Annotated in this window: 12 protein-coding genes and 1 other RNA gene; 7 read left to right on the forward strand and 6 right to left on the reverse strand. The window is 54.4% G+C overall.

Features of this window, described 5'->3' with window-relative positions; genetic code table 11:
• The 5 genes from rnpB to VH187_RS00040 form a co-directional block, all read right to left on the reverse strand.
• Window positions 1-266, reverse strand: an RNA gene (gene rnpB / locus VH187_RS00020) — RNase P RNA component class A; the annotation flags it as partial.
• 32 nt (window positions 267-298) lie between these two features.
• The gene (gene garK / locus VH187_RS00025) at window positions 299-1,444 is read right to left on the reverse strand and encodes a glycerate 2-kinase (RefSeq protein ID WP_329699459.1); all 1,146 of its coding nucleotides are present in this window, start codon (window positions 1,442-1,444) and stop codon (window positions 299-301) included.
• A gap of 91 nt (window positions 1,445-1,535) precedes the next feature.
• Window positions 1,536-2,426 (reverse strand): 2-hydroxy-3-oxopropionate reductase, encoded by an 891-nt coding sequence (gene garR, locus VH187_RS00030; RefSeq protein WP_329699490.1) that lies wholly within the window; start codon window positions 2,424-2,426, stop codon window positions 1,536-1,538.
• A gap of 29 nt (window positions 2,427-2,455) precedes the next feature.
• Window positions 2,456-3,226, reverse strand: coding sequence for a 2-dehydro-3-deoxyglucarate aldolase (gene garL / locus VH187_RS00035; RefSeq protein ID WP_414713890.1), 771 nt, complete (start codon window positions 3,224-3,226; stop codon window positions 2,456-2,458).
• Between the two features lie 14 nt (window positions 3,227-3,240).
• On the reverse strand, window positions 3,241-4,572 hold the full coding sequence (locus tag VH187_RS00040; protein WP_329699460.1) for an MFS transporter: 1,332 nt from the start codon (window positions 4,570-4,572) through the stop codon (window positions 3,241-3,243).
• A 363-nt stretch (window positions 4,573-4,935) separates the two neighbouring features.
• Between VH187_RS00040 and garD the strand changes: the two genes are divergently transcribed.
• Window positions 4,936-6,507 (forward strand): galactarate dehydratase, encoded by a 1,572-nt coding sequence (gene garD, locus VH187_RS00045; RefSeq protein WP_329699461.1) that lies wholly within the window; start codon window positions 4,936-4,938, stop codon window positions 6,505-6,507.
• 39 nt (window positions 6,508-6,546) lie between these two features.
• Here garD and VH187_RS00050 read toward each other — a convergent pair whose 3' ends face one another.
• A complete protein-coding gene (locus VH187_RS00050; RefSeq protein ID WP_329699462.1) occupies window positions 6,547-7,350 on the reverse strand; it encodes a DeoR family transcriptional regulator in 804 nt (267 codons plus the stop codon).
• 250 nt (window positions 7,351-7,600) lie between these two features.
• Here VH187_RS00050 and kbaZ point away from each other — a divergent pair, with 250 nt between their 5' ends.
• From kbaZ to nagA, 6 genes are read left to right on the forward strand one after another with little or no spacing between them, the layout of a single operon-like run.
• The gene (kbaZ, locus tag VH187_RS00055; RefSeq protein ID WP_329699463.1) at window positions 7,601-8,896 is read left to right on the forward strand and encodes a tagatose-bisphosphate aldolase subunit KbaZ; all 1,296 of its coding nucleotides are present in this window, start codon (window positions 7,601-7,603) and stop codon (window positions 8,894-8,896) included.
• Between the two features lie 19 nt (window positions 8,897-8,915).
• Window positions 8,916-9,389 (forward strand): PTS N-acetylgalactosamine transporter subunit IIB, encoded by a 474-nt coding sequence (agaV, locus tag VH187_RS00060; protein WP_329699464.1) that lies wholly within the window; start codon window positions 8,916-8,918, stop codon window positions 9,387-9,389.
• 10 nt (window positions 9,390-9,399) lie between these two features.
• A complete protein-coding gene (gene agaW / locus VH187_RS00065; protein ID WP_329699465.1) occupies window positions 9,400-10,179 on the forward strand; it encodes a PTS N-acetylgalactosamine transporter subunit IIC in 780 nt (259 codons plus the stop codon).
• The gene (gene agaE / locus VH187_RS00070) at window positions 10,169-11,047 is read left to right on the forward strand and encodes a PTS N-acetylgalactosamine transporter subunit IID (protein WP_329699466.1); all 879 of its coding nucleotides are present in this window, start codon (window positions 10,169-10,171) and stop codon (window positions 11,045-11,047) included. The genes agaW and agaE overlap by 11 nt, the downstream gene beginning before the upstream one ends.
• Before the next feature lie 17 nt (window positions 11,048-11,064).
• The gene (gene agaF, locus VH187_RS00075; RefSeq protein ID WP_329699467.1) at window positions 11,065-11,499 is read left to right on the forward strand and encodes a PTS galactosamine/N-acetylgalactosamine transporter subunit IIA; all 435 of its coding nucleotides are present in this window, start codon (window positions 11,065-11,067) and stop codon (window positions 11,497-11,499) included.
• Complete coding sequence (gene nagA / locus VH187_RS00080; protein WP_329699468.1) at window positions 11,496-12,629, forward strand: N-acetylglucosamine-6-phosphate deacetylase; 1,134 nt, start codon at window positions 11,496-11,498, stop codon at window positions 12,627-12,629. The genes agaF and nagA overlap by 4 nt, the downstream gene beginning before the upstream one ends.
• Window positions 12,630-12,787 lie beyond the last annotated feature (158 nt).

Genomic DNA, 12,787 nt, shown 5'->3' on the forward strand with positions numbered 1-12,787 from the left:
AACCCCTATTTGGCCTTGCTCCGGGTGGAGTTTACCGTGCCACGAACTGTTGCCAGTCGCGCGGTGCGCTCTTACCGCACCCTTTCACCCTTACCTGATCCCGCTTGCGCGGGCCATCGGCGGTTTGCTCTCTGTTGCACTGGTCGTGGGTTTCCCCCCCAGGCGTTACCTGGCACCCTGCCCTATGGAGCCCGGACTTTCCTCCCCTCCGCCCGTCTCCCCCCGAAAGAGGACGACGACGAAGCGGCGACTGTCTGGTCAGCTTCGGCGCGAAGTATAGAGGGTTTGCCGTGCCATGTCACCCTTCGATCTGCATCCCTACGCGCAGCGTCGCGGCCACATTGCGGGAGGCGCGCTGAATATTGTCGAATGCACCGCGAAACGCTTCCTCTAATGTACCGATTTGTGTCAACACGCTGAACACTGCATCAATACCGTGTTGATGCACTACACCAACATCTGCCGTCAGGCATCCGGCGATACCAATCACCGGCTTATGATATTTTTTCGCCACTTTCGCCACGCCCACCGGCACTTTTCCGTGAATGCTTTGACTGTCGATACGGCCTTCGCCGGTCACCACGAGAGTGCAGTCGTGGATGTGCTCTTCAAGATTTAGCGCCTGAGTGACAATCTCAATGCCGCTGCGCAGCTCCGCGCCGAGAAACGCCATCAACGCCGCCCCCATACCGCCAGCAGCACCCGCTCCCGGCACATTCATCACATCGATACGCAGCGATTTTTTAATGACCTCAGCGTAATGCGCAAGGTTACGATCAAGTTCGACGATCATCGCTTCGGTAGCGCCTTTCTGAGGGCCGAAGACGCGCGATGCGCCAAGCTCCCCGGTTAATGGATTAGTCACATCGCAAGCCACTCGCAACGTGCAACTCGCCAAACGGGGGTCCAGCGACGAAATATCAATGCTATTGAGGCTTATCAGCCCCGCGCCACCGGGCAAAATATCTTTCCCATTCGCGTCAGATAAACGAGCGCCCAGTGCCTGCATCATCCCTGCACCGCCGTCATTCGTAGCGCTGCCGCCAATACCGATAATGATATTTTTCGCGCCGTGTTCCAGCGCCTGCAAAATCAGTTCGCCTGTACCGCGTGAGGTCGTTTGCAGCGGATTACGCTGTGCCGCAGGAACTAACGCCAGGCCACTCGCCGCCGCCATTTCGATAAAAGCCGTTGTACCATCGCCGGACATGCCCCACATTGCGTCCACCTGCTCGCCCAGCGGGCCTGTCACGCGGGACATTTTCGCCATGCCCTGAGTGGCAGCAATCATCGCTTCGACGGTTCCCTCGCCCCCGTCGGCGACCGGGACTTTGACATACTGCGCATCAGGGAAAATCTCCCTGAATCCCTGTTCAATGGCCTGTGCCACGTCTGCTGCCGAAAGACTTTCTTTGTATGAATCTGGTGCGATGACGATTTTCATAGTGCGTTGCCTGTTACCGCATGCCGCCGAATTTATTTATCCGGCCCATCTTGTCCGCCCGGTCAGCGAAGCGCCACCGGGCATGATGCCATTAGCGAGTGATTTCCACTTTCGCCAGTTTTTCGTAGTAGCACGCCAGCGCGCTGTGATCGGCAGTACCCAGCCCATCGGCACGCAGCGCCTGCATCATCTCCATTACCGCAGCGGTCAGTGGCAATTGCGCACCAACGCCGTGTGAGGTGTCCAGCGCATTTGCCAGATCTTTAATATGCAGATCGATGCGGAAGCCAGGCTTAAAATTACGGTCCATCACCATTGGTGCTTTGGCATCCAGCACCGTGCTGCCCGCCAGACCACCACGAATCGCCTGATACACCAGATCCGGGTTAACGCCCGCTTTGGTCGCCAGCGTCAACGCTTCTGACATAGCCGCAATGTTCAGCGCCACAATCACCTGATTCGCCAGCTTAGTGACGTTGCCCGCGCCGATTTCACCGGTATGCACGACAGAACCAGCCATTGTTTTCAGCAAATCGTAATAGCGGTCAAAAATGGCTTTGTCGCCACCGACCATGACCGACAGCGTGCCGTCGATAGCTTTCGGTTCGCCGCCGCTGACCGGCGCATCCAGCATCGCCACGCCTTTAGCCTGCAACGCTTCGCTGATTTCACGGCTTGCGAGCGGAGCGATAGAGCTCATATCAATCAGCACTGTGCCCGGTTTCGCGCCGTCAATAATGCCGTTTTCGCCCAGCGCCACTTCTTTCACATGCGGTGAGTTAGGCAGCATGGTGATGATCACATCGCACTGCTCAGCGATGTCTTTTGCGGTACTCGCCGCTTCCGCGCCTAAAGCGATCACTTCCGCCACAGCTTCTGCATTGTGGTCTGACACCACCAGCGAATAACCCGCTTTCAGCAGGTTTTTGCTCATTGGTTTGCCCATAATGCCCAGGCCAATAAAGCCCACTTTCATCGTCATCATTTATTCCTTCTCAATTACGGTGGTGATCATTTTTTGAAGGCGTCAGCCAGTTTTTGCGTAGCGGAACGGAACACACCGAGATCGCTGCCAACCGCAACAAAGGTCGCGCCCCATTCCAGATAACGGCGGGCGTCCGCTTCGACGGGAGCCAAAATGCCGCTCGGTTTACCGTGCGCCTTAGCGCGGGCGAAAATATGCTGAATACATTTCTGCACTTCCGGATGAGACGCGTTGCCCAAATGTCCGAGTGCTGCTGCCAGGTCGCTCGGGCCGACGAAAATACCGTCCACACCGTCCGTGGCCGCAATGGCATCGACGTTATCCACCCCGGTCTGACTTTCAATCTGCACCAGAATGGAGATATTTTTGTTCGACTGCGCGAAGTAGTCCGGCACGGTGCCGAACATGTTGGCGCGATGCGAAACCGACACGCCGCGAATGCCTTCCGGCGGGTAGCGCGTGGATGCCACAGCTAGCGCGGCCTCTTCTTTGGTTTCAACAAACGGGATCAGGAAGTTATAGAAACCGATATCCAGCAGACGTTTGATAATGACCGGCTCGTTGGTCGGCACACGAACCACCGCCGCACTCGGACTGCCTTTGAGCGCCATCAGTTGTGGAATGAAAGTGGTGATGTCGTTCGGGGCGTGTTCGCCGTCCAGCACCAGCCAGTCGAAACCAGCAAGCCCAAGTACTTCGGTGCTAATCGGGTTAGCGAGCGCTGACCAACAGCCAATCTGAATCTGCTGTTCGGCAAGTGCTGCCTTGAATTTATTCGGGAAGATCGGGTCAGTCATTATCTCTACCTTTCTTATTTCTGCAGTTCCATACGTTTAATGTCGCCTACCACAAACAGGTAGCAGACCATCGCCATCAGGGCTGAGCAGCCAACGAAAATCAGCGCTGCGTTGAACGAGTGCAGCTCGCTCACCAGGTAGCCAATCACCAGCGGAGTGACGATGGAGGCGACATTGCCGAAGACGTTAAATACGCCGCCACACAGACCGACAATCTCTTTGGGCGCGGTATCGGAAATCACCGGCCAGCCTAGCGCACCGAAGCCTTTGCCGAAAAAGGCCAGCGCCATCAGGGTCACCACCAGCGCAGTATTATCGGTGTAATTGCACAGGATAATCGTCGATGCGAGTAACATTCCCAGCACAATCGGGACCTTACGCGCCACGGTAATAGAGTGACCGCGTTTAATGAGCGCATCCGAGAACACGCCACCCAGCACGCCACCAGCAAAACCACACAACGCCGGAATCGATGCCACAAACCCGACTTTCAGGATCGACATCCCTTTGTCCTGCACCAGATAAATTGGAAACCAGGTAAGGAAAAACCACGTAATGGTGTTGATAAAGTATTGCCCGAAGAACACGCCGAGCATCATGCGATTAGTCAGTAATTGTTTGATGTAATGCATTTTCGGGCCGCTGGTGACCGCACCAGCTTTTTTATGGTCCATATCCACCACCGCGCCGCCTTCGGAGATGTATTTCAACTCCTGTTCGCTCATTCGCGGATGGTCGGTCGGGTTATGGATAAGCTTGACCCACAGCGCGGTCAGAACAAAACCGATCACGCCCATGACCGTAAACACATGCTCCCAGCCCCAGGCGAACGTCAGCCAGCCTAGCAGTGGCGAAAACAGTGCGAGGGAAAAATATTGTGCCGAGTTGAAAATAGCCGAGGCCGTGCCGCGCTCTTTGGTCGGGAACCAGGCCGCGACAATACGCGCGTTAGCCGGAAACGACGGCGCTTCAGAAAAGCCGAGCATAAAGCGCATAAAGAACATAGAGATCCCGGCCCATGCCAGCGGGAAGACATCGACAAAGCCTTGCAGGAAGGTGAATAGCGACCAGAAAAACAGACTGTAGCTGTATACTTTTTTCGAGCCGAACTTATCCAGCAACCAGCCGCCAGGAATTTGCATCAGCAGATAAGACCAGCCAAATGCAGAGAAAATGTACCCCATTGAAACCGCGCTGAGATGAAGCTCTTTCGCCACTTCAGTCCCCGCTATCGACAGCGTGGCGCGGTCAGCATAGTTAACAGCGGTAACAATAAATATAATCAGCAGAATTAAATATCGGGTATTCATTCCTCTTTTTGATTCAACAGCACTGTCCAGCATCATATTATTATCCTCGGGTACAGGGCATTCTTATTTTTATTGTGTAGGGTATTTTCGTTCTGCTTAACCGTTATTTAGAGAAGCAGAAACAATGAAATTGCGATTCAGTATAAATAAGCACCGAGGAATGCACATTGTGCAATATGACAATATAAACAAACTTCGCTCATTTCTTTTATGGCATCTGCACATAACGATGGGCGCTGCTACACAGAATCTACTTTTGCTCACCTTCCTGCATAAGGGCTGGCGGCAGAAGGTGATCTGCATCACATTATCAGGCCAGAACACCTGACATGCTTTATTCCAGATTCCTTTTTAGTTTTATTTCGCTTCAACATCTTTCTTGCTGGAGAATACTGGACAATGGCAGATATCGAAATCCGACAATCGTCGCCGCAGCCGTTTTATATAAAAGTGCATGACACTGATAATGTCGCCATTATTGTCAATGATAATGGATTAAAAGCCGGAACACGTTTTGCGGATGGTCTGACGCTGATTGAACATATTCCGCAAGGACACAAAGTCGCTTTAGTGGATATTCCACATCACGGCGAGATCGTGCGCTATGGCGAAGTGATCGGCTTCGCCGTACGCGACATTGTGAAAGGCAGCTGGATTGATGAATCCACCGTCGAACTGCCAAAAGCACCGCCGCTGGAAACCCTGCCATTAGCCACTCGCGTGCCGGAACCGCTGCCACCACTCGAAGGCTACACTTTCGAAGGCTATCGTAATGCCGATGGCAGCGTTGGCAGCAAAAACCTGCTCGGCATCACCACCAGCGTACATTGCGTGGCGGGCGTCGTGGATTACGTCGTCAAAATCATCGAACGCGATTTACTGCCCAAATACCCGAACGTCGATGGCGTTGTCGGCCTCAATCATCTTTACGGTTGCGGCGTGGCGATTAACGCTCCGGCCGCTATCGTGCCGATTCGCACTATTCATAATCTCGCCCTGAACCCTAATTTCGGCGGCGAAGTGATGGTTGTGGGTCTCGGCTGTGAAAAACTCCAGCCAGAACGTCTGTTGCAGGGCACCGAAGACGTGCAGGCCATTCCGGTAGACAGCGCCAGCATCGTGCGTTTACAGGACGAACACCATGTCGGCTTCCGCTCCATGGTTGACGATATTTTGCTGGTCGCCGAACGCCATCTGGTGAAACTCAACCAACGCCAGCGCGAAACTTGTCCGGCTTCCGAACTGGTGGTCGGCATGCAATGCGGCGGCAGCGATGCGTTTTCAGGCGTGACCGCGAACCCTGCGGTGGGTTATGCATCTGATTTACTGGTGCGCTGCGGCGCAACGGTCATGTTCTCCGAAGTGACCGAAGTGCGCGACGCCATTCACCTGCTAACCCCGCGGGTCATCAACGAAGAGGTTGGTAAGCGCTTACTGGAGGAGATGGCCTGGTATGATAACTATCTCGATATGGGCAAAACTGATCGCAGTGCTAACCCTTCACCTGGCAATAAAAAAGGCGGTCTCGCGAACGTAGTTGAAAAAGCGCTCGGCTCCATTGCCAAATCAGGGCAAAGCGCGATTGTCGAAGTGCTTTCGCCCGGCCAGCGCCCGACAAAGCGCGGCCTGATTTACGCTGCCACTCCCGCCAGCGATTTTGTCTGCGGCACGCAACAAGTCGCCTCCGGGATCACCGTGCAGGTGTTCACCACCGGCCGCGGAACACCTTACGGTCTGATGGCTGTCCCGGTCATCAAGATGGCGACGCGCACTGAACTGGCAAACCGCTGGTATGACTTAATGGATATCAACGCGGGGACGATTGCGACTGGCGAAGAAACGATTGAAGACGTCGGCTGGAAACTGTTCCACTTTATTCTCGACGTCGCGAGCGGGCACAAAAAAACGTTTTCCGATCAGTGGGGGTTGCACAACCAACTGGCAGTGTTTAACCCGGCTCCGGTGACGTGATTTTCCGCTTCCCCTCTCCTTCACGGAGAGGGGGAATTATCAGTGTTTCACTAAAATCACATCAACACCGGCTTTGCGCAGCCCTTCAAGGCTATCCTGCGGAATAGCCTCATCAACGATAATCATATCAATACGTTGGGTATCAATAATTTTGTGCAAGCTTGAGTGATTAAACTTGCTGGAATCCGTCACCACAACGATTCGCTCAGCCACTTCACACATCTTTCGGTTCAGACGCGCCTCGTCTTCATTATGTGTACTCACGCCCCGATCCAAATCGATAGCATCCACGCCAAGGAACAGCATATCGAAATGGTAATTCTGCAAAGACTGCTCGGCCTGATCGCCATAAAAAGACTGCGACTGGCGACGTAGATGCCCACCGGTCATCAACAACTCGACCCCATCGGCTTCCAGCAATGCGTTGGCAACGTTCATACCATTGGTCATGACAATGACATCAGAATGCTGGCGCAGCAGACGGGCAATTTCATACGTCGTGGTGCCAGAATCGAGAATAATGCGGTGACCGGATTTAATGAGCGCAACGGCAGCTTGGGCAATGCTACGTTTAACACCAGTATTGAGGGCACTTTTGTCTTCTACCGACGGTTCAGGGGCGTTGCCATCGCAGATTAACGCACCGCCATAGGCCCGCACGGCGATCCCTTGTTTTTCGAGAAAGGCCAGATCGTTACGGATAGTCACCGTAGAGACGCCGAACGCGGCAGAAAGATCGTTCACCTGCACGCTTCCCTGCTGTCGCAACCGCTGGATAATCTGCTCACGCCTTTCGCTGGTCCCGCTAATGCGTTTTTCCGCGGATACATCGCTGCTGCTCATAAGAGCTCCTTTAATAAAAACTTTCGTTTCATTTCGTTTTAACTATTAACGCCTTTCTTTTGTCGGAATGCAAGCCCCTCAAGTCCTTTGTGGACGGACCACTCCGCCGCTGAAACCTTTCATTATGTTTCTTTTGTGAAACAGATCGGAAAACCATTATCTTTCATTTTATTTTTATAGCCGCATGATGCAGGATTAATTGAAACAAAACGAAAGATAAAAGCCATAACCATCCAAAATGGAGAGGAAAGTGAAACATCTATCAGAAATGGTGGAACAGCATAAGCGGGGAAACAACAACGGGATATACGCCGTCTGCTCCGCACATCCACTGGTCCTTGAAGCCGCTCTTCGCTACGCCCGTGCACAACATTCGCCACTGCTGATAGAAGCTACCTCCAATCAGGTGGATCAATTTGGCGGTTATACCGGCATGACGCCTGCCGATTTTCGCGGTTTTGTATTTCAACTCGCCGACAAATTCCAGTTTCCCCAATCACAGCTGATCCTCGGAGGGGACCATCTGGGGCCGAATCGCTGGCAAAATTTACCTGCAGACGAAGCAATGGCTAACGCTGACGAACTTATAAGAAGCTATGTTGCAGCCGGGTTTAAAAAGATCCACCTCGATTGCAGTATGTCCTGTCAGGGTGATCCTGTTCCACTAACCGACGAGATCGTAGCGGAGCGCGCCGCCCGTCTGGCAAAAATCGCCGAGCAAACTTGCAGTGAGCACTTTGGTGAATCTGATTTGGTGTACGTGATTGGCACTGAAGTACCGGTCCCCGGCGGCGCGCACGAAACGCTGACCGAACTGAAAGTCACCACCCCAGATGCCGCACGGGCCACTTTGGAAGCTCACCGCCATGCCTTTGAAAAAAAAGGGCTGAATGGCCTCTGGCCGCGCATTATTGGGCTGGTCGTTCAGCCCGGTGTCGAATTCGATCACACCCACATTATCGACTATAACCCGCAAAAAGCCGTGGCGTTGAGCGCAATGGTCGAAGCCTTCGACAATCTTGTGTTCGAGGCACACTCCACCGATTACCAGACGCCACAGGCGCTGCGCCGACTGGTGAAAGATCATTTTGCCATTCTGAAAGTCGGCCCGGCGCTGACCTTTGCGTTACGCGAAGCCCTGTTCTCACTCGCGGCGATTGAAGAAGAGCTGCTTGCCGCAAAAGCCTGTTCTGGCCTGCGCCAGGTGCTGGAAAGTGTAATGCTCGATCGTCCGGAATACTGGCAGAGTCACTATCACGGCGATAGCCACACCCGCCGACTGGCACGCGGCTACAGCTATTCAGACCGCGTTCGCTACTACTGGCCGGACAGCCAAATCGATGAAGCGTTTGAAAGGCTGGTCCGCAATCTTGCCGACGATCCGATCCCACTGCCGCTCATCAGTCAGTATTTACCGTTGCAGTACATAAAAGTTCGCGAGGGCGCTCTCAATGCTACGCCGAGAGAACTCATCGTCGATCATATCCAGGACATACTGCGCCAGTATCACGTGGCCTGTCAGGGCGAGTCATCCCATAACGCATAACAACAAAGAGGAAAATACTATGCCAAACATTGTGTTAAGCCGTATTGATGAGCGATTGATCCATGGGCAGGTCGGCGTGCAATGGGTCGGGTTCGCCGGAGCAAATCTGGTACTGGTGGCGAACGATGAGGTGGCTGAGGATCCGATTCAGCAAAACCTGATGGAAATGGTGCTGGCGGAAGGCATTGCCGTGCGCTTCTGGTCGCTGCAAAAAATTATCGACAACATCCACCGCGCCGCTGATCGGCAGAAAATTTTACTGGTCTGCAAGTCTCCCGCCGACTTCCTGAAGCTGGTTGACGGTGGCGTGCCGGTAACACGTATCAATGTAGGAAACATGCACTTCGCCAATGGCAAACAACAAATTGCCAAAACGGTCTCCGTCGATGCCAACGACATCGCCGCTTTCAGGGGGTTAAAAGCCGCCGGGGTGGAATGCTTTGTTCAGGGCGTACCAACGGAACCCGCTTTGGATCTCTTTAAACTGCTCTGAGGGATTCACAATGGAAATCAGTCTATTGCAGGCTTTTGCGTTAGGCATTCTCGCCTTTATCGCAGGTCTGGATATGTTCAACGGGTTAACGCATATGCACCGCCCGGTGGTACTCGGACCGCTGGTCGGTCTGGTTTTGGGTGACCTGCATACCGGGATCCTGACCGGTGGGACACTGGAGCTGGTCTGGATGGGCCTCGCACCGTTAGCGGGTGCGCAGCCGCCGAATGTGATTATCGGCACCATTGTCGGCACCGCTTTTGCCATCTCTACCGGCGTGAAACCTGAAGTGGCTGTGGGCGTTGCAGTACCGTTCGCCGTAGCCGTACAAATGGGGATCACCTTCCTGTTCTCAGTCATGTCTGGCGTGATGTCCCGCTGTGACCGCATGGCGGCGAACGCCGACGTGAAAGGCATTGAGCGGGTGAACTATCTGGCGATGCTCGCGCTCGGGGTGTTCTATTTTCTCTGCGCATTCCTGCCGATTTACTTCGGCGCTGAGCACGCAAAAACCGCCATTGACGTATTACCAACCCGTCTGATTGACGGCCTTGGCGTCGCGGGCGGCATCATGCCAGCCATCGGATTCGCCGTACTGCTGAAAATCATGATGAAAAACGTCTACATCCCTTATTTCATCATTGGCTTCGTGGCGGCCGCCTGGCTGAAACTGCCGGTGCTGGCGATTGCCGCTGCGGCACTGGCTATGGCGCTTATCGATCTGCTGCGAAAATCTCCTGAACCAACGGCCCCGACAGCACAGAAAGAGGAATTTGAAGATGGCATCTAATCAAACCACCCTGCCCAGCGTCGCCGAAAGCGAAGAGACGCTGTTGACCGGGGTAAATGAAAATATCTATGAAGATCAAAAGCTCGGAGCGGAGTTAACCAAAAAAGACATCAACCGTGTGGCCTGGCGTTCGATGCTGTTACAAGCCTCTTTCAACTATGAACGTATGCAGGCTTCCGGCTGGTTGTATGGCTTGCTGCCCGCGCTGAAAAAGATCCATACCAACCCGCGCGATTTAGCACGTGCCATGAAAGGCCATATGGGATTCTTCAATACCCATCCGTTCCTGGTGACATTCGTCATTGGCATTATCCTGGCGATGGAGCGATCGAAGCAGGACGTCAACAGTATCCAGAGCACAAAAATAGCGGTTGGCGCACCGCTGGGTGGCATCGGTGACGCAATGTTCTGGCTTACGCTGCTGCCAATTTGCGGCGGTATTGGCGCAAGTCTGGCGTTACAAGGGTCGATCCTTGGCGCAGTGGTGTTCATTGTGCTGTTTAACGTGGTGCATCTCGGCCTGCGCTTTGGTTTGGCGCATTACGCTTACCGAATGGGCGTAGCGGCCATACCGCTGATTAAAGCCAATACCAAAAAAGTCGGCCATGCGGCATCGATTGTCGGGATGACGGTGATTGGGGCGTTGGTGGCAACGTATGTTCGCCTGAGCACCACGCTGGAAATCACCGCTGGGGATGCTGTGGTCAAACTGCAAACCGACGTTATCGACAAGCTGATGCCCGCGTTTCTGCCGCTGGTTTATACCCTGTGCATGTTCTGGCTGGTGCGACGTGGCTGGAGTCCGCTGCGTCTGATCGGCATTACCGTAGTGTTAGGTGTGGTCGGTAAATTCTGTCACTTCCTGTAAAAGCAAAGAGGTACGCGATGTTAGGCATTATTTTGACCGGGCACGGCGGGTTTGCCAGCGGAATGGAAAAGGCGATGAAGCAGATCCTTGGCGAGCAGTCGCAGTTTATTGCCATTGATTTTCCCGAGACGTCCACCACCGCCCTGCTGACCGAACAGCTGGTTCAGGCGGTGAATGCTCTGGATCCCCAGGAAGAGATTGTGTTTCTCACCGATTTGCTGGGCGGCACGCCGTTTCGCGTCGCTTCGACGCTGGCGATGCAGAAAGCGGGCCGCGAGGTGATTACCGGCACCAACTTACAGCTGCTGCTGGAAATGGCGCTGGAGCGTGAAGGTTTGAGCAGCGAGACGTTCCGCGTGCAGGCACTGGAGTGTGGGCATCGCGGGCTGACGAGTCTGGTCGATGAGCTGGGGCGCTGTCGCGAGGAAAAGCCCGTTGAGGAAGGGATATGACCACGCGACTCACGGCCCGACGACTACTGAGTGAGCACGGCTGGCTGGACGATCACCAACTGCGTATCGAAAACGGCATCATTACCGCTATCGAGCCTATTCCCACTGGCGTGACGGCGCGTGATGCCGATCTGTTGTGTCCGGCTTATATCGACACTCACGTGCACGGCGGAGCCGGGGTAGACGTGATGGACGAAGCCGTGGATACGCTCGACGCACTGGCGATGCATAAAGCCCGCGAAGGCGTTGGCAGTTTTCTGCCGACGACCGTCACGGCCCCACTGACGGCCCTTCACGGCACGCTGGAACGCATTGCCCGGCGCTGCCAGTCTGGCGGTCCGGGAGCACAAATTCTGGGGAGCTACCTCGAAGGGCCTTACTTCACGCCACGGAACAAAGGCGCGCACCCACCGGAGTTGTTTCGCGAACTGGAAATTACCGAACTGGATGCGCTGATCGCGGTGTCTCGCAATACGCTGCGGGTGGTGGCATTGGCACCGGAAAAAACGGGTGCGCTTCAGGCAATACGTCATTTGAAACACCGTGGCGTTCGGGTGATGTTGGGCCACAGTGCCGCCAGCTATGAACAAACACGAGCGGCATTCGATGCAGGCGCTGACGGCCTGGTGCATTGCTATAACGGCATGACCGGTCTGCATCACCGCGAACCGGGCATGGTCGGCGCAGGACTGACCGACGCTCGTGCCTGGCTTGAGCTGATAGCTGACGGTCATCACGTTCACCCTACGGCCCTGCGTTTATGCGGCTGTTGCGCCAAGGAACGCGTGGTACTGATAACCGATGCGATGCAGGCCGCGGGCATGCCGGACGGGCGCTATTCGCTGTGCGGTGCAGAAGTGGAAATGCAGAACGGTATTGTGCGAACCGCATCCGGTGGCCTGGCGGGGAGCACGCTCTCGCTTGATGCTGCCGTGCGTAACATGGTGGAACTGGCGGGAGTCAGCACAGAAGACGCTATCCATATGGCCTCACTTCACCCCGCCAGGTTGCTCGGTATCGACCACCAACTGGGTTCGCTCAGACCCGGCAAACGTGCCAATGTGATAGCGCTGAACACTGGGCTGCATGTACAGAAAATCTGGATTCAGGGTCTGGCTCTTCCCCTATAGACCTTTCATTGTGCCCCACATTGGCCTGTGAGCTCACTTCCACAGGCCTTTCTTTTTCTTTCCGCTCCGTGACTATCTCTTTACGCAACCGACTTAATTAACATTTATATCAATTACTTATAAAACACTTTTCGCTTTTGATCACAGATCCTCATTAA

Source organism: Scandinavium sp., from assembly GCF_036271055.1.
Lineage (GTDB): Bacteria > Pseudomonadota > Gammaproteobacteria > Enterobacterales > Enterobacteriaceae > Scandinavium.